26 protein-coding genes are annotated in these 25,897 nt (G+C 70.7%); 15 read left to right on the top strand and 11 right to left on the bottom strand.

The features are described from left to right. Positions 1–316 precede the first annotated feature (316 nt). Complete coding sequence (locus tag JNX00_RS20020; RefSeq protein WP_204743443.1) at positions 317–1,798, top strand: gamma-glutamyltransferase; 1,482 nt, start codon at positions 317–319, stop codon at positions 1,796–1,798. A 35-nt stretch (positions 1,799–1,833) separates the two neighbouring features. Next, entirely contained in the window at positions 1,834–2,454 is a 621-nt protein-coding gene (locus JNX00_RS20015) for a glutathione S-transferase family protein (protein WP_083293178.1), read from the top strand. 7 nt (positions 2,455–2,461) lie between these two features. Here JNX00_RS20015 and JNX00_RS22535 read toward each other — a convergent pair whose 3' ends face one another. The 7 genes from JNX00_RS22535 to phnD form a co-directional block, all read right to left on the bottom strand. Then, positions 2,462–4,054 (bottom strand): methyl-accepting chemotaxis protein, encoded by a 1,593-nt coding sequence (locus tag JNX00_RS22535; protein WP_204743441.1) that lies wholly within the window; start codon positions 4,052–4,054, stop codon positions 2,462–2,464. Between the two features lie 256 nt (positions 4,055–4,310). Further along, on the bottom strand, positions 4,311–5,756 hold the full coding sequence (gene phnY / locus JNX00_RS20005; RefSeq protein ID WP_204743439.1) for a phosphonoacetaldehyde dehydrogenase: 1,446 nt from the start codon (positions 5,754–5,756) through the stop codon (positions 4,311–4,313). Beyond that, positions 5,753–6,850, bottom strand: coding sequence for an iron-containing alcohol dehydrogenase PsrA (psrA, locus tag JNX00_RS20000; RefSeq protein ID WP_204743436.1), 1,098 nt, complete (start codon positions 6,848–6,850; stop codon positions 5,753–5,755). The genes phnY and psrA overlap by 4 nt, the downstream gene beginning before the upstream one ends. An 8-nt stretch (positions 6,851–6,858) precedes the next feature. Further along, the gene (gene phnA, locus JNX00_RS19995) at positions 6,859–8,100 is read right to left on the bottom strand and encodes a phosphonoacetate hydrolase (protein WP_204743434.1); all 1,242 of its coding nucleotides are present in this window, start codon (positions 8,098–8,100) and stop codon (positions 6,859–6,861) included. Continuing rightward, positions 8,100–8,915, bottom strand: coding sequence for a phosphonate ABC transporter, permease protein PhnE (phnE, locus tag JNX00_RS19990; RefSeq protein ID WP_070399347.1), 816 nt, complete (start codon positions 8,913–8,915; stop codon positions 8,100–8,102). Before phnE ends, phnA begins: the two co-directional genes overlap by 1 nt. Next, positions 8,915–9,727: a phosphonate ABC transporter ATP-binding protein gene (phnC, locus tag JNX00_RS19985; protein ID WP_204743432.1), complete on the bottom strand. Its 813-nt coding sequence runs from the start codon at positions 9,725–9,727 to the stop codon at positions 8,915–8,917. The genes phnE and phnC overlap by 1 nt, the downstream gene beginning before the upstream one ends. Further along, entirely contained in the window at positions 9,724–10,602 is an 879-nt protein-coding gene (gene phnD, locus JNX00_RS19980; protein WP_204743430.1) for a phosphonate ABC transporter substrate-binding protein, read from the bottom strand. Before phnD ends, phnC begins: the two co-directional genes overlap by 4 nt. Positions 10,603–10,778: 176 nt before the next feature. Between phnD and JNX00_RS19975 the strand changes: the two genes are divergently transcribed. Continuing rightward, complete coding sequence (locus JNX00_RS19975; RefSeq protein ID WP_070399350.1) at positions 10,779–11,642, top strand: LysR substrate-binding domain-containing protein; 864 nt, start codon at positions 10,779–10,781, stop codon at positions 11,640–11,642. A gap of 20 nt (positions 11,643–11,662) precedes the next feature. On the opposite strand, the gene JNX00_RS19970 is transcribed toward JNX00_RS19975, so the two are convergent. Beyond that, positions 11,663–12,313 (bottom strand): GntR family transcriptional regulator, encoded by a 651-nt coding sequence (locus JNX00_RS19970; protein ID WP_204743428.1) that lies wholly within the window; start codon positions 12,311–12,313, stop codon positions 11,663–11,665. A 114-nt stretch (positions 12,314–12,427) separates the two neighbouring features. Between JNX00_RS19970 and JNX00_RS19965 the strand changes: the two genes are divergently transcribed. Genes JNX00_RS19965 through JNX00_RS19940 form a run of 6 tightly spaced genes read left to right on the top strand, consistent with a single transcriptional unit; the run spans position 12,428 to position 17,998 of the window. Then, positions 12,428–12,979 carry a TRAP transporter small permease gene (locus tag JNX00_RS19965; protein WP_070399352.1) on the top strand — a complete coding sequence of 184 codons (552 nt, stop codon included), beginning with the start codon at positions 12,428–12,430 and terminating at the stop codon, positions 12,977–12,979. 58 nt (positions 12,980–13,037) lie between these two features. Next, positions 13,038–14,327, top strand: coding sequence for a TRAP transporter large permease (locus JNX00_RS19960; RefSeq protein WP_204743426.1), 1,290 nt, complete (start codon positions 13,038–13,040; stop codon positions 14,325–14,327). A 42-nt stretch (positions 14,328–14,369) separates the two neighbouring features. Then, entirely contained in the window at positions 14,370–15,374 is a 1,005-nt protein-coding gene (locus tag JNX00_RS19955) for a DctP family TRAP transporter solute-binding subunit (RefSeq protein ID WP_070399354.1), read from the top strand. Beyond that, positions 15,371–16,348, top strand: a complete 978-nt coding sequence (locus JNX00_RS19950) for a C-terminal binding protein (RefSeq protein ID WP_239478189.1) — start codon at positions 15,371–15,373, stop codon at positions 16,346–16,348. Before JNX00_RS19955 ends, JNX00_RS19950 begins: the two co-directional genes overlap by 4 nt. 53 nt (positions 16,349–16,401) lie before the next feature. Continuing rightward, complete coding sequence (locus tag JNX00_RS19945; protein ID WP_070399355.1) at positions 16,402–17,049, top strand: RraA family protein; 648 nt, start codon at positions 16,402–16,404, stop codon at positions 17,047–17,049. Between the two features lies 1 nt (position 17,050). Further along, positions 17,051–17,998 carry a sugar kinase gene (locus tag JNX00_RS19940; RefSeq protein WP_070399356.1) on the top strand — a complete coding sequence of 316 codons (948 nt, stop codon included), beginning with the start codon at positions 17,051–17,053 and terminating at the stop codon, positions 17,996–17,998. Here the strand turns inward: JNX00_RS19940 and JNX00_RS19935 are convergent, their stop codons facing one another. Both JNX00_RS19935 and JNX00_RS19930 read right to left on the bottom strand, forming a co-directional pair. Continuing rightward, positions 17,999–18,880 carry an isocitrate lyase/PEP mutase family protein gene (locus JNX00_RS19935; RefSeq protein WP_070399357.1) on the bottom strand — a complete coding sequence of 294 codons (882 nt, stop codon included), beginning with the start codon at positions 18,878–18,880 and terminating at the stop codon, positions 17,999–18,001. It abuts the gene before it with no gap. Positions 18,881–18,885: 5 nt separating this feature from the next. Further along, positions 18,886–19,878, bottom strand: coding sequence for a tripartite tricarboxylate transporter substrate binding protein (locus JNX00_RS19930; RefSeq protein WP_204743424.1), 993 nt, complete (start codon positions 19,876–19,878; stop codon positions 18,886–18,888). Between the two features lie 129 nt (positions 19,879–20,007). On the opposite strand from JNX00_RS19930, the gene JNX00_RS19925 reads away from it, so the two are divergent. The 6 genes from JNX00_RS19925 (at position 20,008) to JNX00_RS19900 (ending at position 25,509) form a co-directional block, all read left to right on the top strand. Further along, positions 20,008–20,925 (top strand): LysR family transcriptional regulator, encoded by a 918-nt coding sequence (locus JNX00_RS19925; protein ID WP_204743422.1) that lies wholly within the window; start codon positions 20,008–20,010, stop codon positions 20,923–20,925. A 133-nt stretch (positions 20,926–21,058) separates the two neighbouring features. Continuing rightward, a complete protein-coding gene (locus tag JNX00_RS19920) occupies positions 21,059–22,561 on the top strand; it encodes a hypothetical protein (protein WP_070399360.1) in 1,503 nt (500 codons plus the stop codon). A 19-nt stretch (positions 22,562–22,580) separates the two neighbouring features. Continuing rightward, on the top strand, positions 22,581–22,985 hold the full coding sequence (locus JNX00_RS19915) for a YcfL family protein (protein ID WP_070399361.1): 405 nt from the start codon (positions 22,581–22,583) through the stop codon (positions 22,983–22,985). Positions 22,986–23,016: 31 nt separating this feature from the next. Then, a complete protein-coding gene (lpoB, locus tag JNX00_RS19910) occupies positions 23,017–23,613 on the top strand; it encodes a penicillin-binding protein activator LpoB (protein ID WP_070399362.1) in 597 nt (198 codons plus the stop codon). 14 nt (positions 23,614–23,627) lie between these two features. Then, entirely contained in the window at positions 23,628–24,515 is an 888-nt protein-coding gene (locus JNX00_RS19905; RefSeq protein WP_204743420.1) for a hypothetical protein, read from the top strand. A 7-nt stretch (positions 24,516–24,522) separates the two neighbouring features. Next, positions 24,523–25,509 carry an alpha/beta hydrolase gene (locus JNX00_RS19900; RefSeq protein WP_204743418.1) on the top strand — a complete coding sequence of 329 codons (987 nt, stop codon included), beginning with the start codon at positions 24,523–24,525 and terminating at the stop codon, positions 25,507–25,509. A 42-nt stretch (positions 25,510–25,551) separates the two neighbouring features. Here JNX00_RS19900 and JNX00_RS19895 read toward each other — a convergent pair whose 3' ends face one another. After that, positions 25,552–25,893, bottom strand: coding sequence for a YciI family protein (locus JNX00_RS19895; RefSeq protein ID WP_204743416.1), 342 nt, complete (start codon positions 25,891–25,893; stop codon positions 25,552–25,554). Positions 25,894–25,897 lie beyond the last annotated feature (4 nt).

The raw sequence follows: 25,897 nt of genomic DNA, 5'->3' as shown, positions 1-25,897 counted from the left end.
CGGGCGAGATCGTATACAGAATACTGTTTTAGCGTTTCAGGGTTTTCCCGCGCCACAACGGGGCCTGTATCGGCCCAGAGTGGTGCGTTTTTGCCCGTCTCAGGGGTGGTTTTGGGGTGTTTGGGCTGGAGTGAGGGCATCTGTGAATACCGTATACATCAGATGCGGCCACGGAATGCAGGCTTCGTGCCAGGCCTTGTGCCCACCCCCAAGGAAAGGGCTTGCCCGGAAAGCGAAGGGCTTGGACAGGCGTTGCCCGGGGGTTTGTCGCTGCCCCCATGTGTTTGTATACTGTATTCTTTTGAGCGGACGACCTATGCACAACAGCCCCCTTCCCTGCGCGGTTCGCGGCGAGACGGCCATGGTGGCGACCGGCCACCCCTTGGCGGCGCAGGCCGCGGCGGGCGCGCTGGCCCAGGGCGGCAGCGCGGTGGACGCGGCCATTGCGGCGGACGCCGTGATGGGCGTGGTGGAGCCCATGGCCACCGGCATCGGCGGCGATCTGCTGGCCATGCTGGTGCCGCCGGGCGCCGAACCCCAGAGCTACAACGGCTCGGGCCGCTCGCCGATGGCTTTCGAGGCCGGGCTGCTGGCGCCGTTTCCCGGCGCCCGGTTGCCCGAGCGCCACGTGCACACCCTCACCGTACCGGGCGCGGTGCGCGGCTGGCACGACCTGCATCAGCGGCATGGGCGGTTGCCCTGGCGTGGGCTGTTCGCGCCGGCGATCGCCGCCGCGCGCGACGGCTTTGCCGTCGGCGCCGTCGCGGCGCGCGAGTGGGCGCTGTTCCAGCCGGTGATCGCCAGCGACCCGGTGAGCGCGCGCCTGTACCGCGCCGACGCCCCGCCACGCGCGGGCGAGGCTTTCCACAACCCCGAACTGGCGGCCACCCTGGAGGCCATTGCCCACGGCGGCCCCGACGCCTTCTACCGGGGCGCGCCCGCCGCCGCGGCCGAGCAGGCCAGCCGCGCGCGCGGCGGCGTGCTGGCCGCCAGCGACTTCGCGGCCCACAGCGGCGGGTTCTGCACGCCCCTGCGCGGGCGCTTCCGGGGCCTGGAGGTGCTGCAGTGCCCGCCCAATACCCACGGCCTGGCCGTGCTGCACGCCCTGCAAGCCCTGGATGCGCTGCCCCTGGACCCCGAGGACCCGCGCAGCGCGCTGGACATGGTCCGTTGCATGGGCGAGGCCATGGCCCACGCCAAGCGCGTGGTCGCCGACCCGGCGGGCAATACCGTGTGCACGGTGGTGGTCGACGCCGAGGGTTTCGCGGTCACGCTGATGAGCAGCGTGTTCAAGCGCTTCGGCAGCGGCATCGGCGTGCCGGGCGCGGGTTTCGCCTTGCAGAACCGCGGTTTCGGCTTCGCCCCACCCGGCCAGCTCAACGGCGCCGCGCCGGGCAAGCGCCCCTACCACACGGTGGTGCCCGGGGCCGCGCTGCGTGGCGGCGTCTTTCACGCCGGCTTCGGCGTGGTGGGCGGTGCCATGCAGCCGCAGGGCCAGGTGCAGCTCCTGGTGCGCCTGGCCGCCTGGGGGCAGGAGTTGCAACAGGCCATCGCCGCGCCGCGCTGGCGCCTGGAGGGCGAGCGCGCCCTCGCGATCGAGGCCGGCACACCCGAGCCCGTGGTGCGCGCGCTGCGCGCGGCCGGCTACGCCGAGCCCACCGGACAGGGCGAGCTGGGCGGGCGCAGCGACTTCGGCGGCGCGCAGATGGTGCTGCGCGCGCCCGATGGCCAGCTGCTCGGCGGCTCCGATCCGCGCAAGGACGGCATGGCCCTGGCCTGCGAGGCCGCCACCCGCTGAACCCGCCTTTTCACCGACCCCCGCAAAGGACCCCCATGGCATTGACGATCTATGGCATCGCCGCGTCGCGCGCGATCCGCCCGCTCTGGGCCGCCGAGGAACTGGGCCTGCCCTACCGGCACGTGCCCTGGCACTACAACGGCCCCGAGACCCGCGAGCCGGCCTACCTGGCGATCAACCCCAACGGCACCGTGCCCGCCATCGATGACGGCGGCCTGCTGTTGTTCGAGTCGCTGGCCATCACGCTGCACCTGGCGCAGACGCGCCCGGCGGGCGGCCTGTGGAGCGACACGCCCGAGGGCGTCGCCGGCGTGTACCAGTGGACGCTGTGGGCCGCGACCGAGATCGAACCGCTGGCGCGCCAGTGGTTCCACCACACCAGCTTCCTGCCGCCCGAGCAGCGCATCGAATCGCTGGCCACGGCCGCCCTCGACAAGCTGCAGGCGCGCCTGGCGGTGCTCGAGCGCCACCTGGCCGGGCGCGAGTGGCTGGTGGGCGAGCGCTTCAGCGTCGCCGATCTGAACCTGGCCGCCGTGCTGCAGCGGCTCGACGCCCTGGGACGCGGTGAGCTGCCCCACACCCGGGCCTGGCACCAACGCTGCCTGGCCCGACCGGCGGCGCAGCGCGCCTGGGCCCTGCGCCAAGCCAAGGCCTGAGCGGCGCTCAGGCGCGGGCCGGGCCGCTGGCGCCGCCCGCGTCCAGCAAGCGGAAGAAGCCCACCACCTCGGCCAGCCGCGCCGCCTGCGTGCGCAGGCTGTCGGCCGCGGCGGCGCTTTCTTCCACCAGCGCGGCGTTCTGCTGCGTGGCCTGGTCGAGCTGCGCGATGGCGCTGTTGACCTGGCCGATGCCCTCGGTCTGCTCGCCGGTGGCGGCGCCGATCTCCGAGATCAGGTCCGTCACGCGGCGCACCTGGCCGACGATGTCGTCCATCGCCGCGCGCGCGTCGCCCACCAGGCGCGAGCCCGATTCGACCTTGCCCACGCTGGCGCCGATCAGGGCCTTGATCTCTTTCGCCGCCTCGGCGCTGCGCTGGGCCAGGCTGCGCACCTCACCGGCCACCACGGCGAAGCCGCGGCCCTGCTCGCCGGCGCGCGCCGCTTCCACGGCGGCGTTGAGCGCCAGGATGTTGGTCTGGAAGGCGATGCCGTCGATGACGCCGATGATGTCGCCGATCTTCTGGCTGCTGGACTGGATGTCCTGCATGGTGGCCACCACCTGGCCCACCACCTCGCCGCCCTTCACGGCGGCCGAACTGGCCGAGGTGGCCAGTTGCGTGGCCTGGCGCGCGGTGTCGGCGCTGTTGCGCACGGTGGCGTTCATCTGCTCCATCGAGGCGGCGGTCTGCTGCAGGTTGCTGGCCTGCTGCTCGGTGCGGGTCGAGAGGTCGGCGTTGCCCGAGGCGATCTGGGCGCTGCCGGTGGCGATGCTGTCGCTGCCCTGGCGCACGTCACCCACGATGCGCACCAGGCTTTCGTTCATGGCCTTGAGCGCGGCCTGCAGTTCGCCCAGCTCGTCGCGGCGCGTCACGGCGATGCTGGAGCGCAGATCGCCCGAGGCCACGGTCTGCGCCACGCTCACCGCTTCCTGGATGGGGCCGACGATGGAGCGCGTCATCAGCAGGGCCAGCATCAGCGCGGCCACCACGGCCACGGCGCTGGCGCCGAGCATCAGGTTGCGGTTGCGGGCATAGCTGGCGTTCGAGGCCTGGACCTCATCCGCGGCCTGCTCGGCGGCAAAGTCCAGGTAGGCGTGACCGGCCTTGACCAGGGCCTCGAGCAGCGGCCGGCAGTCGGTCTCCATGCGCTGCACGGCGCCTTCGCGATCGCCCTTCACGGCGCGGTCCAGGATGTCCAGCGCCACCGGGCCGTACTTCGCTTCCACGGCCACGAGTTCGTCGAACAGGCGGCGCTCCTGCGGGCTGGTGTGCTCGTCGCTGTCCAGTGCCTGGCGCAGCGCCTTGAAACCCTCGACCACCTGGCCGTGGGCGACGGTGGTGGCGTTCTTTTCCTGTTCCCGGGCCCCGGGCGTGCCGACGAGCACGAGGTTGCGCACGCCGATGGCGCGCGCATTGGCCGCGTCCAGCACGTTGTTGGCCAGCATCACGCGGTGCGAGGTCTCGCCCACGTACTGATTGAAGCTGTCGTGCTCGTGCCCGAGCGAGCGCATCGACAGCGTGGCCACCGCGAGCACGATGACCGCGAGCAGCATGAAGCCGGCCATCAGCCGGGCTTTGACGGACAGACGATCGATACCCATGACCCTGGCTCCCTTCCTTGGTGAACGTGTGGCTACCGGTGGGGTATGCGGTCCCGATGGGGGTTCCGCCTTCCGGATATCGACACGCGCCGCGCGGGGATTTCATGTGGCGCGACAGCCGGCCGGCGCCTTGCCACTTTGGTTGCCAGGGGGGTGGGTTCTGGTGCTGAAATGCGGGCCTTTGATCTACAGGTCGGCGCCGGCCCGCGCCGGTCGTCACGACCTTAAGTCGCCCAGCGGGCCTTGCCCGCTGCCGTCACCAGGGCATGGAGAAGGTCTTGCAGTTGGTGAAGGACTTGATCGCCTCCTGCACGCCTTCCTTGTAGCCCAGGCCCGAGTCCTTGATGCCGCCGAAGGGCGTGAGCTCGATGCGGTAGCCCGGCACCTCCCACAGGTTCACCGAGCCCACCTTCAGCTCGCGCGCGAAACGCGCGGCGTCGTCGAAGCGGTTGGTGCAGATGCCCGAGGACAGGCCGAAGGCCGTGCCGTTGGACAGTCGGATCGCTTCGTCGATGTCCTTGAAGCCGATGATGGGCGAGACCGGGCCGAAGGTCTCTTCGCGCACCACCGTCATCTCGGGCCGCACGCGGTCGAGCACCGTGGGCGAGTAGAGCGCGCCGTCGCGCCGGTTGCCCACCAGCAGGCGGGCGCCCTGCACCACGGCGTCGTCCACCACGCGCTGGAAATGCGCCGCCGCGGCCGCGTCGATCACCGTGCCCATCTCGTTGCGGCGGTCCATCGGGTCGCCGTAGGTCCAGGCGCGGGTCTTGGCCACCACGCGCTCGGTGAAGTCGGCCAGCACCTTCTGGTGCACCAGCATGCGCTTGACGGCGGTGCAGCGCTGGCCCGAGTTCTTGTACGAGCCTTGCACCGCGAGCTCGCTGGCCTTGTCGAGGTCGGCGTCGTCCATCACGATCAGGGGGTCGTTGCCGCCCAGCTCCAGCACCAGGCGCTTGTAGCCCGCCTTGGCGGCGATGTACTTGCCGATGGCCACGCCGCCGGTGAAGGTGATCAGGTCCACGTGCGGGTTCGTGATCAGCTCGTCGGCGATCTCGCGCGGGTCGCCGCTCACCACCTGCAGCATCTCCGGTGGCAGGCCGGCCTCGTACAGCAGGTCGGCGAACCAGTAGGCCGACAGCGGCACCTTCTCCGAGGGCTTGAGCACCATGCGGTTGTTGGTGGCCACGCTGGGCACCACCTTGTGCGCCACCTGGTTCATGGGGTGGTTGAAAGGCGTGATGGCCGTGATCACGCCCAGCAGCGGCTCGCGCGTGGTGATCACCTTGCGGCGCTTGCCGTGCGGCGTGAGGTCGCAGGAGAACACCTGGCCGTCGTCGCGCAGGGCCTCGTTGGCGCCGAAGTTCAGCACGTCGGCCACGCGGCCGATCTCGTACACGCTGTCCTTCTTGCTCAGGCCGGACTCGGCGGTGATCAGGTCGGAGCCGGCCTCGGTGCGCTCGCGCAGCAGCGCCGCCGCGCGGTTGAGGATGGCCGAGCGCTCGTAGCGGCTGAGCCGGGGCTGGTAGGCCTGGGCGATGTCCATGGCGCGGCGCACGTCCTCCACGCTGGCCATGGCCACGCTGCCCACGCGCTCGCCGTTGTAGGGGTTGAGCACGTCGAAGCGGCGGCCCGTGTGCACCTGTTCGCCGCCGATGCGCAGCGCTTCTTCCCGGAAGCCGTGGCTTTCCATCACCTCGCTCATGCCATTTCCTTTTCGGCGCTGCCGATGAAATTGCGGCCGCGCGCGCCGGTCAGGGCGTGCGCCACCATTTGTTCGGCCTGTTCGTCGCTCACGCCGTAGTCGGCGAAGCGCGTGCGCACGCCCAGGCGTTCGATGAAGGCGGTGAGGCGCCCGGGCGCCTCGTCCAGGTCGCCCAGGGCCTGGGCCAGCACGGCGTCGCGGTCGGCCCGGCGGCCGATGGCGCGCGCCAGCACCAGGGGCAGCGGGAAGGAGCAGGCGATGCCGTGCGGCAGGCCGTAGCGCAGCGTCATCTCGTAGGAAATGGAGTGCGCCAGCGCGGTGCGCGTGTTCGAGAAGGCCATGCCGGCCTTGAGCGCGGCCAGCGCCATGCGCGCGCGCAGCTCGCGGTCGTCCAGGCGGTGCATCAGTCGCGGCAGGGCGTCCAGGATGTCGTGCACCGCCGCCACGGCGAAGGTGTCCGACACCGGGTTGGCGTTGACGTTCCAGATCGACTCCAGCGCGTGCGACAGCGCGTCCAGCCCGCTCTGCAGCGTCACCGACGCGGGCAGCGAGAGCATCAGCTCGGGGTCGATGATCGCGGCCGTGGGCCAGGTCTCCTTCAGGTGCAGCGAGTGCTTCACCTGGCGGCCACGGTCCCAGATGGTGGCCCAGGGCGTGACTTCGCTGCCGGTGCCGGCGGTGGTGGGCACGGCGATGAGCGCCTTCACGCCGGACGGCGCGAACGGCTGGCCCGAGGCCAGCGCGGCCACCAGGGTGGCGAAGGCGCCGTCGGGCGTGCCCACCATCAACGCCTTGGCGGTGTCGATGGCACTGCCGCCGCCGAGCGCGACGATGGCCTCGGCGCCGCGGTCGTCGCGCCAGAAGGCCTCGTAGGGCGCGGCGAGCTCGGCCACGTCGGGATTGGGGCGCACGTCCTCGACGACGCCCACCAGGCCATCGCCGAGCAGGGCCTCGACCCGGGCCACCAGGCCCAGCGCGCGCGCCTCCGGAAAGGTCACCAGCAGGGCCTTGCGGCCGGCGAGCAGCCCGGGCAGGGCACACAGGGCCCCGGCCCCGTAGACGCTGCGCACGGGGTTGTAGTAGTCATGCGGCATGGGGACCTCTAGCGGTTGACGGCCACGTGGTTGAGCGCGAGGTCGAAGACGTCGAAGTTGCGCAGCCGGCGGGTGGCGGGCACGCCCTGCAGCGGGCGGTTGAACAGCAGCGGCACCTTCTGCTCGGAGATGCCGCCGTGCGAGCGCAGCGGCACCGTGAGGCCGGAGAGGTCGTGCTTGTGCTCGCTGGTGCCCAGCACCGTGAGGTGGTCGCTCACGATGACCAGGTCGCCGATGCGCTCAGGCGGCAGTTCGAAGCGGCTGGCGGCCTGCTCGCGGCTGAGCACCACCTCGATGCCCGGCAGGGCCTCGATGGCGGCGCGCGCGCGCGCGATGGCCTCGCCGCCGGGCAGGTGCACGGTGGCGTAGGAGCCCAGCGCGCCGTGGTGCACCACGTAGGGGTCGGTGATGGGCAGGATCACGCGCGCCTGGCCTTCGCCGAGCAGGCCGTCGAGCACCTGCTGCAGGTAGAGCACGCGCGGGCGGCCGGCGGCATCGGTCTTGGCGCTCATGCCGTGGTCGGCGGTGAGGCCGATCACGGCGCCCAGGGCGTCGAGCCTGGCCAGGTAGCCGTCCATCATCCGGTAGAAGGCGTTGGCCTCGGGCGTGCCGGGCGCGCACTTGTGCTGCACGTAGTCGGTGGTCGACAGGTACATCAGGTCCAGCGGCCGCGTCTCCAGCAGGCGCACACCGGCGGCGAAGACGAACTCGCTGAGCTCGGCGCTGTAGACCGAGGGCACGGGCTTGCCCACGAGGTCCAGCACGCCGTCGATGCCGCACTCGGCCACCGTCGCCTTGTCGGCCTTCTCGGCCGAGAAGCAGATGCCCTGCAGGCCGTGGCCCAGCAGCGTGCGCAGCTTGTCCTTGGCGGTGACGGCGGCCACCTTGGCGCCGCTGTCGGCGAAGGCCGCCAGCAGCGTGGGCACGCGCAGCCAGGCCGGGTCGTTCATCATGACCTCGCGGCCACTGTCCACGTCGTAGAAGTAGTTGCCGCAGATGCCGTGCACCGAGGGCGGCACGCCGGTCACGATGGACACGTTGTTGGGGTTGGTGAAGCTGGGCACCACGCAGTCCCCGACCACCGACGCGCCCTTCTCGACCATGCGCTTGAGGTAGGGCGCCACGCCGGCCTGGATGGCCTGGGTCACGTAGTCGGGCTCGCAGCCGTCCACGCAGACCACCACCACCGGCTGCAGCGGCCGGGCATACCGACGGCCATTCACCGTCACCGAATCGACGCGGGCGTCCATCAACGCGCTCCCTTCTGGATCCAGGCGCGCAGCCTGGTGGACACGTAGTCGGCCGCCATCACCATCACGATGATCACCACGATGCAGGTGGCGGTGTCCTGGTATTGAAAGAGCTTCATGCTGCCGACCAGCTCGAAGCCGATGCCGCCCGCGCCCACCATGCCCAGCACCGTGGCCTGGCGCAGATTGGTCTCGAAGCGGTAGAGAACGACGGCGATCCACGCGGTGATGACCTGCGGGATGACACCGAAGATGACGGTCTGCACCGGGCCCGCGCCAGTGGCGCGCAGAGCCTCGATGGGGCCCTGGTCGATCTCCTCGATCGACTCGGAGAAGAACTTGCCCAGCATGCCCGCGCCGTGCACGGCCAGGGCCAGCACGCCGGGGAAGGGTCCCAGGCCCACCGCCGCCACGAACACCAGCGCGAGGATGATCTCGTTGATGCCGCGCGTGACGTTGAACACCTGGCGCGTGAAGTGGAACACCGCCAGGTTGGGCGTGAGGTTGCGCGCCGCGAAGAAGCACACCGGCACGGCCATGACGACCGCGAGCAGCGTGCCCCACAGGGCGATCTGCACGGTCTCGATGGCGGGCACCCAGAGCTTGTCGAGGAAGGCCCAGTTGGGCGGCACCATGCGCGCCAGGAAGTCGCCGATCCAGGGCAGGCCCTTGCCGAGCTCGCCGAAGCTGACCTGGGCGCCGCGCGCGGCCCACCAGAGCGTCACCAGCGCCAGCGCGCCGAGGCCCAGGCGCGGCCACCAGCCGGCCGAACCGGTGGGGCGTGCGACGAGCAGGGAGTAGGAACCGATGTTCATCACGCCTCCTCCAGGGCCAGATTGGGCCGCGGCGCGGCCTGGGCGGCGCGCGCGGGACTGGCGGCTCTCGCGCTGCCGTCGTCCAGGCCCGGGTAGATGCGGTGCAGCACCTCGTCGGTGAGCTGGTCGGGCCCGCCTTCGAACACGATGCGGCCGGCCGACACGCCCACGATGCGCTCGCCGAACTCGCGTGCGTATTCGATCTGGTGCAGGTTGCACACCACCGAGATGCCCAGCTCGCGGCTGGCCTGCTTGAGGTACTGCAGCACCGTGCGCGAGGTCTTGGGGTCCAGGCTGGCGACCGGCTCGTCGGCCAGGATGATCTTGGGCTGCTGGGCCAGGGCGCGCGCGATGCCCACGCGCTGCTTCTGCCCGCCCGACAGGGTGTCGGTGCGCAGCTCGGCCTTCTCTTCGAGCTCCACGCGGCGCAGGCACTCGCGGGCGATCTCGATGTCGCGGCGCGGGAAAAGCTGCAGCCACGAGGCCACCGAGGGCATGGCGCCGAGCCGGCCGGTGAGCACGTTCTTGAGCACCGACAGGCGCGGCACCACGTTGTAGTGCTGGAAAATCATCGCCACCTGGCGCCGCGCGCGGCGCAGGCTGGCGCGCTCGGCGGTGACCCGCTGGCCGTCGACGTGGATGTCGCCCTGCGTGGGTTCGCACAGGCGGTTGATGCAACGCAGCAGGGTGGATTTGCCGGCGCCCGAGGGGCCGAGCACGACGAGGAACTCGCCGGGGGCCACGTCGAGGTCGATGCCCTTGAGGGCGTCGAAGTCGCCGTAGCGCTTGGTCAGGCCGCGGATCTTGATCACTTCATCTTCCTCAGGTCGAGGTTGAGGGCCTTGGCCGTGTCCCGGATGATGTTGTAGGCCGCGTCGTTGGTGGGGTGAAAGCCGTTGAGCTCGCCCTGGTCGGACCAGGGGATGTTCTTGACCTGCAGGAAGGCGGCCTGCACGCGCTTCTTCAGCTCGGGGTCGAGGTCCTTGCGCCAGACCGTGGGCGACTCGGGGATGGGGTCGGACTTCCACACCGTCACCAGGTCCTCGCGCTTGGCCAGGCCCTTGTTGATGGCGGCGTCGAGGATGCGGTCGGCGATGGCCACCGCGTCGACCTTGCCGTTCTGCACCGCGACCGCGTTCGAATCGTGCGAGCCCGAGAAGATGACGCGGCCGAAGTCCTTGTCGGGGTTGAAGCCGGCCTTGATCAGGCCGGCTTTCGGGAACAGGTGGCCCGAGGTGGAGCTGGGGTCCACGAAGGCGAAGGTCTTGCCCTTGAGGTCGGCCACGGTCTGGATGCCGCTGTCTTTGCGCGCGACGACCAGCGAGTGGTAGAAGGTGCGCCCGGCCTTCTTGGTCTCGGCCACGGCGAAGGCCTCGATGTCGGCCACCGTGGTGCCCAGCACATACGAGAAGGGGCCGAGGTAGGCGACGTCGAGCCGCTTGGAGCGCAGCGCCTCGATGACGCCGTTGTAGTCGGCCGCCACGAAGGGCTTGACCGGCATGCCCAAGGCCTTGGACAGCATGTCCATCATGGCCTGGCTGTTGGCGATCATGGCGCGCGAGTCCTCCGACGGGATCAGCCCGACGGTGAGCACGCTATTGGCGCGGGCGCTCGGCGACAGGCCGAGCAGGGGCGCGCCGAGCAGGGCCGGCGCACTGGCAAGAAGGGAACGGCGGGAAAGCGGCATGGGGTGTCTCCGGTTGCGGTACTTGAAGCTGTCCGTCAGTTTTTGGGCGTCACATGTCCGATCCGTGACGCTGTGTCGCACTGTCGGTGCGAGGACGACATTCATCCAATTCAAGTTTTTACACCGATGTATTGAGAGAATCTATAGTTGAGCAGGGATAACACGGAGACCCTTCCATGCGACTGACACAGCTGCGTTCCTTCCACGCGGTGGCCACCACGGGCAGCTTCACGCGCGCGGCCGAACGGCTGCACGTGAGCCAGCCCACCGTCACCACGCAGGTGGGCCAGCTGGAGGCGCTCTACAAGGTGGAGCTGTTCCACCGCTCGGGCCGGCGCGTGCGGCCCACCGAGATCGGCGAACGGCTGCTGCAGCTGTCGCGCCAGATGTTCGACCTGGAGGCCGAGGCGGTGCAGCTGCTGCGCGAAACCGGCGAGCTGCGCTCGGGCCACCTGCGCGTGGCCGCGGTGGGGCCCTCGCACGCCACCCGGATGCTGGTGGCCTTCAACCAGCGCTACCCGGGCGTGAAGATCTCGGTCGCCACGGGCAACTCACAGGAGGTGCTGGACCGGCTGGCCGACTACAGCGCCGACGTGGGGGTGCTGGCGCAGGTCTCGCTGGACAAGCGCTTCGTCTCGGTGCCCTACAGCGAGCACCCGGTGGTGATCTTCTGCAACGCGGCCCACCCCTTCGCGCGCCGGCGCAGCATCCGCACCGCCGAGCTGCAGGGCGAGAAGCTGATCCTGCGCGAGGAGGGCTCGACCACGCGCAAGGCCATCGAATCCGCGCTGCGCGCCGCGCGCGTGCAGCCCGAGGTGGTGATGGAGGTGGCCAGCCGCGAAATCATCCGCGAGGCCGTGGCCCAGGGCGTGGGCGTGGCCGCGGTGTCCGACGTGGAGTTCGTACCCGGCCCGGGCCTGCACGCGGTGCGCATCAGCGACGCGCAGGTGCGCACCTACGCGCACGTGGCATGCCTGGCCGAGCGGCGCGACACGCGGATGGTGCGGGCGTTCTTCGAGGTGATCGGGCACGAGGTCTGAGCGCCCGTGGCCGGGGGCGCTCAAGCCCCGCCGCAGGCCGCCCGGTAGCGCGGCTCGTTGTCCAGCACGTGCTCTCGCAGCAGCGCGCCGGCCGCGTCCACGTCGCCGTCGCCCACGGCGTCCACCAGCACCTGGTGGCTGCTGACCGCGTTGTCGATGGGCGAGCGGTGCCGCAGCGCGGTGAGCTGCGAGCGCAGCACCTCGTAGCCGGCGCGCACGTAGGGACTGGGGCAGTGCTCGAAGAGCTGCCAGTGGAACGCCATGTCGATGCGCGCCAGCGCGGGCAGGTCGCGCGCGGCCTCGGCCGCCTTCATCTCCTTCACGCACTGCTTCATGCCCTTGAGCAGCGCGGCGCGGTTGGCCGCCATGGCCTCGCGCAGGGCCTCGGTCTCCACCAGCGCGCGGAAGCGGCAGAGCTGGCCCACCTGCTCGGGCGTGAGCCGAAAGACGAAGGTGCCGCGCTGCGGGTGCACCTGCACCAGGCCCTGCGACTGCAGGCGCACCAACGCCTCGCGCACCGGTGTCTTGCTCACGCCCATCAGGGCCGCCAGCTGCGCCTCCGACACCTGCTCGCCCAGCTTCAGGTCGCCGCTGACGATGGCCTCGCGAATGCGCTCGCCCACCACGTCGGTGAGCAGGCGAGGGCGTTCAAGCTCAAGTTGTCGGGTCATGGTGGTTTCGGATCGTGGGTGGGCAGTGTAAGGGCTTTCCCCAAATCCTATATCTGAGATATCAGATACGATTGCGGCAAAACCCTGAGTCGAACCACCGGAGACAGCGCACCCATGGCGTTCAGCGAATCACCGGCCCGCCCCTCGCTCGCGGGCCGCCTGGAGCACGGTTTCGTGCGCCTCAACCAGGCCCTTATCGTGCTGCTCATGGCCTCGATGGCGATCCTCGTGTTCGCCAACGTGGTCATGCGCTACGTGTTCAACCAGTCCATCTTCTGGGTCGAGGAGTTCACCCAGATCCAGATGATCTGGGTCGCCTACCTGGGTGCCGGCCTGGCGCTGCGCGAAGGCCGCCACGTGGCCGTGGACATGCTGCAGGACGTGCTGCCCGCGCGCCTGCGCCACGCCCTCCGCTGGTTCATCGCCCTGGCCATGGCGCTGTTCCTGCTGACCCTGTTGGTGCTGGGCGTGCAGATCGCCGAGTTCACCTGGAACCAGGAAACACCGGCCATGGGCCTGCCCGCCGGCCTGCCCTACCTGGGCATTCCGCTGGGCGCGGCGGCCATGCTGCTGCACCTGCTGCTGTTCTGGCGCCAGTTCATCGCGCGCGACTTCGTGCAGGTGGAAGAGATCGGCGACGACCACGCCGAGGAGGCGCACGCATGAGCCCCGCACGGCCGCCCGAAGGGGCTCGCAACGCAATGCACCGCGCGGAGGTTGCCGAATGAGCGCGGTCCTCTTCATCGTCTTCGTGGTCGGCCTGGCCATCGGCGTGCCCATCGCCCTGGCCATGGGCGGCGCGGGCCTGCTGGCCCTGGCCATCGACGGCAACCTCTCGCTGCTGTCGGTGCCGCAGCGCTTCTTCGACGGCATCAACAGCTTCCCGCTGATGGCCGTGCCCTTCTTCATCCTGGCGGCCGACCTGATGACGGCCAGCGGCATCACCACCGCGCTGCTGCGCTTCGCCGGCGCCATGGTGGGCCACGTGCGCGGCGGCATGGGGCATGTGAACGTGGTCACCTCGGTGATGTTCGCGGGCATCAGCGGATCGGCCCTGGCCGACGCGGCCGGCCCGGGCGCGATCGAGACCCGCATGATGGCCAAGAGCGGCTACGACAAGGCCTACTCCGCGGCACTGTCGGCGGCCACCTCGGTCATCGGCCCCATCATTCCGCCGTCCATCGTGATGGTGATCTACGCGCTGACCGATAGCCGCGTCACCGTGGCCGGCCTGTTCCTGGCCGGCGTGGTGCCGGGCCTGCTGATGGGCCTGGCGCTGATGGCCATGAACCACTACCTCTCGGTCAAGCGGGGCTATGGCACGGTGGGCACGGCGCCCGGCTGGGGCGTTCGCCTGCGCGCGCTGTGGAGGGCCACGCCGGTGCTGCTGATGCCGGCCATCATCATCGCGGGCATCCTCACCGGCCTGTTCACACCCACCGAGGCCTCGGCCGTGGCGGTGTTCTACGCGCTCTTCATCGGCCTGTTCGTCACGCGCACGCTCAACGCGCGCCTGATCTGCCGCGTGCTGCTGCAAAGCGGCCTGGTCACCTCGGCGGCGCTCATCATCGTGTCCATGGCCTCGCTGTTCGCCTGGCTGCTCACGCTGCTGCAGATCCCGCAGGCCATCGGCGCGGCCATCGGCGGCATGACCACCGACCCGGTGGCCATCATGCTGATCGTGATGGTCTTCGTGCTGATCTGCGGCCTGTTCATCGACACCCTGCCGGCCGTGATCATCCTGGTGCCCGTACTGGCGCCGCTGTCGGACCAGTTCGGCATCCACCCGCTGCACTTCGCCATGGCCATCGTGCTCAACCTCACCATCGGCCTGGCCACGCCACCCGTGGGCGGGGTGCTGTTCGTCATGAGCTCGGTCGCGCGCCTGCGGCTCGAAGAGCTCACGCGCGCCATCCTGCCGCTGCTCGCCGCCCTGCTGGTGGTGCTGCTGGCGGTGGTGCTCATCCCCTCGCTCAGCACCTTCGTGCCCGGCCTGTTCGGCTACGCGCGCTGAGCCCCTGCTCTTCCGTTCCCCAACCACAAGGAGACACCCGCCATGAAGTTCAAGACCCTCGTCGCCGTGATGGGCCTGGCCCTCGCGCTGCCCCTGGCCGCGCACGCGCAGAAGACGCTGAAGTACGCGCACTTCCAGCCCGCCAAGGACGACCAGCCCAAGCACGTGGCGGCCCTGGCCTTCAAGGAGCACGTGGAGAAAGCCACCAACGGCTCGATCAAGGTCGAGATCTTCCCGGCCGGCCAGTTCGGCAAGGACCAGCCCACCATGGAAGCGCTTCGCCTGGGCACGCTGGAGATGGCCGTGGCGCACGACGGCGCCATCGGCACCGTGCACAAGCCCATCGGCGTTCTGGGCATTCCCTTCCTGTACGACAACCATGAGCACGCCTGGCGCGTGTACGACTCCGAGTGGCTCAAGGGCTTCTCGGACGACATGGTCAAGAAGACCGGCATCCGCGCGCTGGGCTTCGCCGACAACGGCGTGCGCCACTTCACCAACAGCCTGCGCCCGATCCAGACGCCGGCCGACATGAAGGGCATGAAGATCCGCATCCAGCCCTCGCCGGTGTTCAAGGCCCTGGTCGAGTCGCTGGGCGCCTCGGCCTCGGCCATCCCCTGGGGCGAGCTGCCCACCGCGCTGCAGCAGAAGGTGGTGGACGGCCAGGAAAACGGTGTGACCAACATCCTGGCCGCCAGCCTGTACCAGCACCAGAAGTACGCCACGCTGGACGGCCACGTGTGGTCGGTGCACGGCTACCTCGTCAACGACCGCTTCTACACCCGGCTCACCGACGTCGAGCGCAAGGCCGTGGACGAGGGTGTGAAGAAGGCGATGGCCATCCACCGCAAGATGACCGCCGAGCAGGACAAGAACGCCAAGAAGATCCTCGAAGGCGTGGGCATGCAGGTCTATGAACCCACCGCCGCGCAGATCGCCGAGTTCCGCAAGCTGGCCCAGCCGCCGGTGCGCCAGTGGGCCGAGGGTGAGATCGGCAAGAACTACGTCGATGCGCTGTTCAAGGCCGTGGAGGCAACCCGCAAGTGAATGGACTGAACCAGGGAGGCGGGCTCGAGCGGCTCGTCGTCGCCATCGACGACGGGTACGCGAGCTACGACCAGGAAGAGGCCCTGCTGGGCGCCGAGGGGGCGCGTTTCGAGGTCCGCCCCTGCCGGCGCGACCCGAAGCGCGCGCTGGACGCCGCGCGCGAGGCCGACGTGGTGCTGGTGCGCGAGTCGCCGCTGCCACGCGAGGTGATCCAGGGCCTGGCGAAATGCAAGGCCATCGTTCGCTACGGCATCGGCGTGGACAACATCGACCAGGTGGCGGCCAGCGAACGCCGCATCGCGGTGGCCAACGTGCCCGACTACGGCACCGACGAGGTGAGCTCGCAGGCCGTGGCCCTGGCCCTGGCGGTGTCGCGCCGCCTGTGGCTGCACGACCGCGAGGTGCGCGAGGGCCGCTGGTCCACGGGCGTGCTGCAGCCCATGTTCCGCCTGCGCGGGCGCACCCTGGGCCTGGTGGGCTTTGGCCGCATCGCGCGCATGACGCTGGAGAAGTTCGCCGGCTTCGGCTTTGCCCGCGTGCTGGTGAACGACCCGCGCGCCGAGCTGCCCGATGGCGTGGAGCGCGCCGACATCGACACCCTGTGCGCCGAGTCCGACGTGATCTCGCTGCACGCGCCGCTGAACGAGCAGACGCGGCACCTGATCAACGCCGAGCGCATCGCGCGCATGCGGCCGACGGCCATCCTGGTGAACACCGCGCGCGGCGGCCTGGTGCACACCGATGCGCTGCACGAGGCCCTGGCCGCGCGCCGCATCCTGGGCGCCGGGCTCGACGTGTTCGAGCAGGAGCCGCCCGGCATCCACAAGCTGTTCAGCCTGGACAACGTGGTGGTGAGCAACCACATGGGCTGGTACAGCGAGGAAGCGATGCGCGACCTGCAGCGCAAGACAGCCGAAGAGGCCGCGCGCGTGCTGCGCGGCGAGGCGCCCCTGAATTGGCTCAACCGGTGGTGAGGCCACCAACGACACCACCAACGACACCAGCAAACATTGCAAGAAAGCAGGACATGAAAGAACTGATCGACGGATTCAACCAGGTTGCCGTGGCCTCCGTGGCCGACGCGGTGGACAAGGTCTGCGGCAAGCGCGGCTACATGGCCGCCTGCATCAAGCCGCGCATCAACGACAAGCGCATCTGCGGCCCCGCCGCCACCGTGCTGGAGGCGGCCACCGACGAATTCGTGCCGCCGCAGCATGCGCTGGACCTGATCGACGAGGCCCCGGCGGGCAGCGTCATCGTCATCAGCATCGAGGGCGGCGAGCCCGACGTGGCGGTGTGGGGCGGCCTGATGACCGCGGGCGCCGTGGCCAATGGCCACGTGGGCGCCGTGCTGGACGGCGGCGTGCGCGACCTCACCGAGATCCGCCGCGACTACGGCTTCCCGGTTTATGCGCGCGACGTGAGCCCCGGCACCACGCTGGGCCGCTACCGCACGGTGGCCTCTCAGGTGCCGGTGCGCGTGGGCGACGTCCTGGTGCACCCGGGCGACATCCTGGTGGGCGACGTGGACGGCGTGGTGGTGGTGCCGCGCGCCCAGGCCGAAGAGGTGCTGAAGGTGGCGCGCGAGATCGACGAGCGCGAGCTGGAGCAGGCCAAGCTCATCATCGCGGAGAAATCGCTGCGCAAGGGCCTGGCGAAGTACGGCCGGATCTGAGATGGCGAAGGGAGCAGTCGTGGCGGGAGAAGCACTCGACATCCTCGCCTTGGGCGAGGCCATGGTCGAGTTCAACCAGACCGGCGAGGGCCAGGGCCGCCTGTACCTGCAGGGCTTTGGCGGCGACACCTCCAACTTCGCCGTGGCCGCCGCCCGCCAGGGCGCGCGCGTGGGCTACCTCGGCGCGCTCGGCGACGACCCGTACGGCGCGATGCTGCGCCGCCTGTGGGACGAGGAGGGCGTGGACCACGCGAGCGTGCGGGCCGATCCCGAGGCCTTCACCGCGATCTATTTCGTCACGCACGACGAGCGCGGCCACCACTTCAGCTTCTTTCGCACCGGCTCGGCCGCGAGCCGCTACACGGCGGCGCAGCTGCCGCGCGAGCGCATCGCCGCCGCGAGGGTGCTGCACCTCTCGGGCATCTCGCTGGCCATCTCGCCGACGGCCTGCGACACCGCCTACGCGGCCATGGCCATGGCGCGCGAGGCCGGCACGCTGGTGTCCTTCGACACCAACCTGCGCCTGAAGCTATGGCCGGTGGACCGCGCGCGCGCCGTCATGAGCGACGTGATCGCGCGCTGCGACATTTGCCTGCCCAGCTACGACGATGTGGTGGCCATCACCGGCCTGAGCGAGCCCGACGCCCTGGTGGACCACTGCCTGCGCCTGGGCGCGAAGGTGGTGGCGCTCAAGCTCGGCGAGAAGGGCGCGCTGGTGGCGGACGCGAATGAGCGCCACCGCATCGAGCCTTTTCCCTGCCAGCCGGTGGACGCCACCGGCGCGGGCGATGCCTTCGGCGGCGCCTTCGTCGCGCGCCGCCTGGCCGGCGACGGCCTGCTGGAAGCCGGCCGCTACGCGGCGGCGGTGGCCGCCTTGTCCACGCAAGGCTATGGCGCGGTGGCGCCGATCCCGCGCGCGGACGAGGTGCGCGCGCGGCTGGCGGGCTGATCAGCCGCCGTAGCGGCGCTCCAGCGCGGCCCAGCGATCGAAGCCCACGATGCGCTTGTAGTCCTCGAAGCCCACGCCGGAGCCCACCAGGCGCAGCTCGCCGCTGCGCAGGTCCTCCAGGCTGGCCATCATGGTCTTCACCGAACGCATCAGCAGCGAGATGCCGTAGATGACGATGCGAAAGCCCAGGTCCTCCAGCTCGGCGGGCTTGAGGATGGGCGTGCGCCCGCCTTCCAGCATGTTGGCCATCAGCGGCACGCCCTGGAGCGCGCGGCCCACCTGCTCCAGCTCGGCCACCGATTCGGGCGCCTCGATGAAGAGGCCGTCGGCGCCCGCGCGCGCGTAGCGTTCGCCGCGCCGCAGCGCCTCGTCCATGCCGACCACCTCGCGCGCGTCGGTGCGCGCGATGATGAAGGTGCGCGGGTCGCGCCGCTGCTCGGCCGCGGCGCGGATGCGCCGCTCCATCTCCTCGCAGGGCAGCAGTTCCTTGCCCTTGATGTGGCCGCAGCGCTTGGGCGAGACCTGGTCCTCGAAGAACAGGGCTTGCGCGCCCATCCGTTCATAGGTGTGCACCGCGTGCACCACGTTCTTCACGTCGCCGTAGCCGTTGTCCACGTCCACCAGCACGGGCAGGTCGGACACGGCCATGATGTCGCGGTAGGCCGCGCTGAGCTCGCCCAGCGTCGCCAAGCCGATGTCGGGCAGGCCGTGGCGCGCGCCCACCACCGGAAAGCCGCCGATGAAATAGGCCTTGAAGCCGGCCTGCTGGATGAGCAGGGCGGAGATGGCGTCGTGCGCGCCGGGCAACACCAGCGGGCGCTCGCTGGCGACGAGCTCGCGGAAGTGGGGGTGGGGCGCTGACGCCGTCGGGTCTTGGGACATGGGACTCACTGATCGATCTTGATGTTGCCTGCCTTGATGACCGCGGCCCAGCGCTGGCCGTCCTCCTGAACGAGCCGCTCCAGCTCGCGCGGGCTGCCGCCCAGGGGCTCGGCGCCCTGGCGCTGAAACTGCGCGCGCAGGTCGGGGTCGCGCAGCACGGTGTTGACGTGGCGGTTGAGCTCGCTCACCACCTTGGGGTCCAGCCCGGCGGGGCCCATTAGGGCGAACCAGGTGGTGCCGTCGAAGCCCTCGAAGCCGGCCTCGCGCAGCGTGGGCAGGTCCGGCGCCAGCGGCGAGCGCTGGGCGCTGCCGATGGCCAGGGCTTTCACCTTGCCGGCCTGCGCCTGGGGCAGCGTCCACACGATGCTGTCGAAAGCGAAGTCGATCTGGCCGCCGTTCAGGTCGGGCAGGGCCTGGATGCCGGTCTTGTATGGGACGTGCGTGGTGGGCAGCTTGGCGCGCTGCGCGAAGTCGGCGCCGATGAGGTGCGTGACCGAGCCATTGCCGCTGGACGAGTAGTTCAGCGTGCCCGAACGCGCGCGCGCCGCCTGCAGGAACTCCGCCACCGTGGCGACCTTCAGCGCCGGGCTCACCACCAGCACGTTGGGCGCCGTGGCCAGGCGCGCGATGGGCGTGAAGTCGCGCTGGGCGTCGTAGGGCAGGGGGCGCAGGTGCGGCAGCACCGCGTGCGTGCTGCTGGTGGCCAGCAGGAAGGTGTAGCCGTCGGGCGCGGCCTTGGCCACGGCCTGGGCGCCGATGGCGCCCGCCGCACCCGCGCGGTTGTCGATCACCACCGGCTGCTTGAGCGCGGCCGAGAGCTTCTCGCCCACGATGCGCGCCAGGGCGTCGGTGCTGCCACCGGCGCCGAAGGGCACGACGATGCGCAGCGGACGGTCTGGCCAGGCGGGGGACTGGGCGTGGGCGGGCGCGAGCAGCGCGGCCAGCAGGGCGAGTCCGCCGGCGCGCAGCCAGCGGACGGGGTGGAAAGAAAAGGGCATGGCGTGTCTCCGGTCGTTGTTCTGGATGCAAGGGGTTCATGCGCTCCGCTTCGCACTCTAGGAAAGGGTCCCGTTGGCATCAAATGATTTGTTTCCATTCCCGTTCATGAAGCAGATTGATAATGGGACATGGACTTTCGCCGCCTCGACCTGAACCTGCTGGTGGTGTTCGACGCCGTGCTCAGCGAGCGCAGCGTCACGCGCGCGGCCGAGCGGCTGGCGCTCACGCAGCCGGCGGTCAGCCACGCGCTGTCGCGCCTGCGCGCGGCCTGCGGCGATCCCATCGTGGTGCGCCAGGGACATGGCATGGTGCCCACGCCGCGGGCCGTGGCCCTGCACCCGGAGGTGCGCGCCCTGCTGGCGCGCGCGCAGCGCGTGTTCTCGCTGTCCAGTGCCTTCGATCCGCGCCAGTCGCAGCGCCAGTTCCACCTCGGCTGCTCGGATCACGCGGCCCAGGCCCTGCTGGGGCCGGTGCTCGAGGACCTGCTGCGCGACGCGCCCGGCGTGCGCCTGCAGCTGCTGCACGCGGGCCGCAGCAACGCCGCCGACATGATCCGCGCCGGCGCGCTGGACCTGGCCCTGGGCGTGTTCAACAGCGCCGACGACACCATCGCCGTGCGCACGGTGCGCGAGTCGCCCTATGTGTGCCTGATGCGCGCCGGCCACCCGCTGGCCACCGGGCGCTTGACGTTGGCGCGCTACCTCTCGGCCCAGCACCTGCAGGTGCTGGTGCAGCCGGGCGCTTTCGGCGGCATCGACCAGACGCTGGCGCGCCTGGGGCATGCGCGCGACATCCGCTTGGTGGCCGCCCACTTCGGCGCCGCCTTGGGCTTGCTGCCGCGCAGCGAGCTGGTGCTGACGGTGCCCGACGACCTGGCGCCGGACGCCGCGGCCCGCGGCCTGGTGCGGCGCGCCCTGCCGTTTGCCCTGGAGCCGTTTCGCCACCAGCTCGCCATGAGCCGGCGCGCGGGCGAGGACCCGGGCCTGGCCTGGCTGGTCGAGCGCGTCGCCGCTGCCCCCGGCCGTCGCGCCCGTTCGGCGCGCTGAAGCCACCGCGCGGCGTCGGCCGTGCACTCACCTGTGCACTTTCCCACGCCTTGCCGTTGGTCGCCCCTTAACTTTTGTTCACATCTGTCGAGATTGGGCGGGCCCAGAGGACCAACTCAATCGGAGGAGTGAGATGAAAGCAAAAAGAGGGGTGACCTGGCTGGCGGTGCTGGCCACGGTGTGGCTGGCGGGTTGCGCCAGCATGCAAAGCCACCACGAGACCGCCACGCAGATGCAGGCGGCAGGACAACAAGGGGACTTCAAGACCGCACTGACGCGCCTGGACGAGCGCCACGCCTCGCCCGAGGCGCGCAAGGAACTGCTCTACAACCTGGAGAAGGGCGAGCTGCTGCGCCTGGACGGCCAGATCGAGCCCAGCACCGAGGCCTTCCTGGCCGCCGACGCCAAGGTGCAGGAATGGGAGCAGGCGGCCAAGACCGACCCGCAGAAGCTCATGGGCACCGTGGGCGCGGCGCTGGTGAGCGAGCGCCTCAAGGTGTACGAGGGCCAGGACTATGAGAAGGTCTGGCTCACCACCCGCCTCGCCCTCAACCGGCTGGGTCAGGGCCGCATCGACGAGGCGCGCGTGGACATCAAGCGCACCCATGAGCGCGAGGCCGTGATCGCCGAGTTCCGCAGCAAGGAAACGCAGAGCACGGTCGACGAGGCCAAGGGCCGCGGCGTGCAGGCCCAAGGCCGCGAGATCAACGGCTACCCGGTCGAACTGCTGGACGACCCCGAGGTGCTGGCGCTGCAGAACGGCTACCAGAACGCGCTGAGCCACTACCTGGCGGGCTTCGTCTACGAATCGCTCAACGAGCCGGGCCTGGCCGCGCCGGGCTACCGCAAGGCCATCGAGCTGCGCCCGGGCGCGCCCGCGCTGGAAGAGGGCCTGCGCGGCCTGGACGAGCGCACCGGCTTCACCTGGAAGCGCAAGCAGCGCATGACCGACGTGCTGTTCGTCGTCGAGGCCGGGGTGGCCCCGGCGCGCGTGCCCAAGGCCTTCACGCTGCCGGTGCCGGTGGGCTCCAGCATCCGCACGGTGAGCATCTCCTACCCGGTGATCGATCCCTCGCGCGACGCCCCGCTGGAGAGCCTGCAGGTCGGCGAGCGCGCGCTGCCCCTGAGCAAGGTGGTCGACCTCAACGTGATGGCGCGCCGCGCCCTGCGCGACGAGATGCCGGGCATGGTGATGCGCGGCTTCTCGCGCGCCATCGCCAAGGGCGTGGTGCAGGACCAGCTGCAGAAGCAGGGCGGCCTGCTGGGCGGCCTGATCGGCATCGTGGCGTCGGCCGCCACCGAACAGGCCGACGACCGCATGTGGCGCATGCTGCCCGGGCGTGTCTACCTGGCGCGCGCGCACCTGCCGCCCGGCGAGCACGACATCAGCTTGCACGGCGTGAGCTTCGGCAAGGCCCGCGTTGACGGCCAGTACGCCGTGGTGCCGCTGCGCCTGTACGAAGGTCGCCCGCTGGCGGGCGCGGTCGGCCAGTTCGGCCAGCTGCCCCTGGTGGAGGCGGTGGCCACGCCGGCCGTGGCGCCGGCCGCCAAGCCCGTGGCCGTGAAACCCGCGGCCAAGCCGGCCCGCAAGCCCCGCCCGACGACGTCCGCCAAGGCCGCGGCCGCCGCCCTGTGAACCCCAACCCCATCCAAGCATGAACCCTATCCTGAACTGGTGCGCCCGGGCCTCGCTGGCCGGCGCTTGTCTGCTGGCGGCGCCGCTGGCGCTCGCCGACGCCGTGCCGGCCTCGGTGTCGCCCGCCGTGGCGGCCAAGCTGGCCTGGCGCGGCGAAGCGCCCGACATGGCCGTGCCCGAGATCCGTGTCGCGCGCAAGGGCGGCTTTCTCTCCGTGCAGTCCGACCTGCGCAACGGCGGCGAGAAGGACCAGGCCCTGTACTACCGCTACCGCTGGCTCGACCAGCACGGCAACCAGGTCGGCGACGGCGACGCCTGGAAACAGCTGAACCTGTTCGCCAAGGCGCAGCAGACCCTCAAGGGCACGGCCCCGCACCTGAGCGTGGCCGACTTCCGGCTCGAACTCAGCTTCGAGACGCCCTGATCCCCTTTCACGACCAACGGACCTTCTTCCCATGAAAACCCGAATCCTCCTTGCCCTGGTGCTCGTCGGCGTGCTTGCCGGCTGCGCCACCAAGCGCAGCCAGCCGGTGGTGCGCTTCGACCGCCAGGTCAACTACGGCGACGCCAAGGCCGTGGAGCTCGTGACCAATGAGTTCGGCTCCTCCGACCTGCAGCTGATCGCCGAGTCCATGGTCGGCAGCCTGCTCGAGACCGAGGTGCTGCAGGGCCGCCCCACGGTGACCATCGCCACCGTGCGCAACAAGACCAGCGAGTACATCGACACCACCAACGTGATGAACTCGATCCGCACCGCGCTGACCAAGTCGGGCAAGGTGCGCTTCGTCGCCAACATCAACGAGATGCAGAACCAGGTCGACGAGCTCAACCGCCAGAACCAGAGCGGGCTCTACAAGACCAACACCACGGCCAAGCTCGGCAAGATGACGGCGGCCAAGTACCGCTTCGAGGGCGAACTGACCAGCATCGTGAAGCAGAACAGCTCCACCAAGGACGTGTACTACAAGTTCACGCTCAACCTGTTCGACAACGAGGAGGGCTCGCTCGAATGGGCCGACGAGAAGGAAATCCGCAAGACCAGCAAGCGCTGATCCGGAGGCACACCATGACCCCCCTCAAACCTTCCCGCCGCGCCTTCGCCGCCACGCTCGCGGCCGGTGCCGCCCTGTTCGCCGGCGCCGCCTTCGCGCAGGCCGCGCCGCGGATCGCGGTCACCGACCTGGGCTACACCCAGCGCGTGGCCGAGTACTTCGAGGCCGCCACGGCCAGCCAGCAAAGCGCCATGAAGGCCACGCCGACCTCGCTCAGCGCGAGCGGCAGCGCCAGCATGACCTACGTGGCCGGCACGCATTCCTACATGGAGCACCGCGAGCTGCGCGCTTTCAGCAACGACATCCGCGGCGCCCTGCTCAAGGGCACGTCCTTTCGCCTGGTGCAGGGCAAGGGCTTCGACGCCGGCGACCCGCAGCCCACGGCGGCCGAGCGCGCCCTGCAGCAGGTCAAGACCGGCAAGATCGCCAAGCCGGTGCGCCAGCCCGACGTGAACGACATCATCGCGCGCATCCGCAAGGGCGAATTCGCCGGCGCCGACTACGTGCTGTTCGGGCAGCTCTCCAGCATCGAGTTCCGCGACGCGTTCTCGCCGCTGCAGGGCACCAGCAGCGCCACGCACCAGTACGGCCTGGACCTGCTGGCCGACTTCTCGCTCATCGACACGCGGACTTACGAGATCAAGGCCGCGTTCTCGGCCCAGGGCGCGGGCAACGACACCAAGCTGCTGTCGGCGCGCGGTGACGTGATGCCACCCAACCGCGCCAAGGTGATGCGCGAGACCTCGCAAAGCCTGGCGGCCGAGGTGTTCGCGCAGCTCGGCGAGCAGCTCTCGCTGGACCGCGCGCTCGCGCCGCGCCTGCGCGGCGCCTCGCCGGCGGGGGCGGCGAACGCGCCGGCCGGCGCGGCACCGGCCCAGCCCGAGGTGATGATCCTGCGCTGAGCCGGTGGTGCCCGGCGTTTCCCTGCGCGCGAAGCCCTGGCGCGGCCTGCCGCGCACGGCCGCCGCGTTGCTGCTGGCCTGCGCGGGCGCGGCGGCGGCCGCGCCATCGGCCTTGGCCGCGCCCGACGGGCCGAGCGCCGCGCTCCGTGCGCCCTGGAGCCGCGTGGACCTGCCCGGATCGGCGCCGGGCCGCCGCGTGCCCGTGCTGCGGCGAGAGGCCAGCCCCGACGCGGCCGCGCCGCGCGTGGTGGTGGTGCCGGGCTCGGGCTGCGCCGGTCTGGGCCCCATCGCCCCGGCCTACTTCGCGGGCCTGGAGCGCGCGCAGGTCTGGGTGCTGCACAAACCTCTCACGAACCCCTGGGTGCGCACCGCGCCCGACGGTTGCGGCGAGGCCTTCGCGCGCGACGACCGGCCCACGCGTTGGCAGGCCGACGCCCTGGCCGCGCTGCAAGCGCTGCGGGCGAGCGAGCCCGAACGGCCCACCTGGCTGGTGGGCATCTCCGAAGGCGGCGACCTGTTGCCCGCGCTGGGCCAGGCCTTGGGCACCTCGCTGCGTGGCCTGGTGTTGCTGTCGGCCAGCGGGCTGGACCCGGCCGAGACCCTGCGGCTGCAGGCGCAGCGGATCGGCCGCCCCGATGCCTGGGCGGAGATCCGTGCGGCCGCGGCCAGCGCGCGGTCCGACGACGACCTGGTGCACGGCCGCAGCCTGGGCCATTGGCGCGACCTGTTGGCCTGGCGCCTGTTCGAGCCGCTCACGGCCCCGGTCTGGGCCGTGTGGCAGTGGTGGGGCGACGCCGATGAACTGATCCCCGCCGAGGCCTATGAGCGCTTCGGGCGCGAGGCGGTGGCGCGACCCGCGCGGCTGTGCGTTCGGCGCTGGCCCGGTGCCGACCACGGCCTGAACCGGCCGGGCGCCGGTCCGGCCCAGCCCGCCCTGTGGCTGGCGTTGCTGGCCGCTACCGAGGCCGATGACGCGGGCTGCGGCCTGCCCTGAGCACCGGCCGCCACGGCAGTGGCACCGCGTGCCCCGGTTCGGCTAGGTCTCCGGGTCGTGCCCAAACTCGCGCAGCTCCTGCGAACAGCGGCAGGCGGTGGCGATCCGGGCGGCCCACACGATGGCGGCGTCGCGCGATGGCAGCCGCAGGACGCAGAAGCCGCCGTCGAACCCCTTCGTCTGCGGATAGGTGCCGGGGGTGACCGTGCGGTCCGAGGCGACCATGAGCGGTGCGACGTCTCCATTGATGCCCCCGCCGAACACGTACACGCCAGCTGCCTTCGCCTCGCGGATGACCGCGCGCGCGGCGTCGCCCACGGCCGCCATCTCCTCGGCGGGAACGCTCATCGCGCCGGCGGGAAAAGAGATCAGGTAGTTCGTCATCGTT

The sequence above is a fragment of the Hydrogenophaga sp. YM1 genome, assembly GCF_016903055.1.
Classification (GTDB): Bacteria; Pseudomonadota; Gammaproteobacteria; order Burkholderiales; family Burkholderiaceae_C; genus Hydrogenophaga; species Hydrogenophaga borbori.
This window is presented reverse-complemented; position numbering and strand designations above follow the sequence as displayed.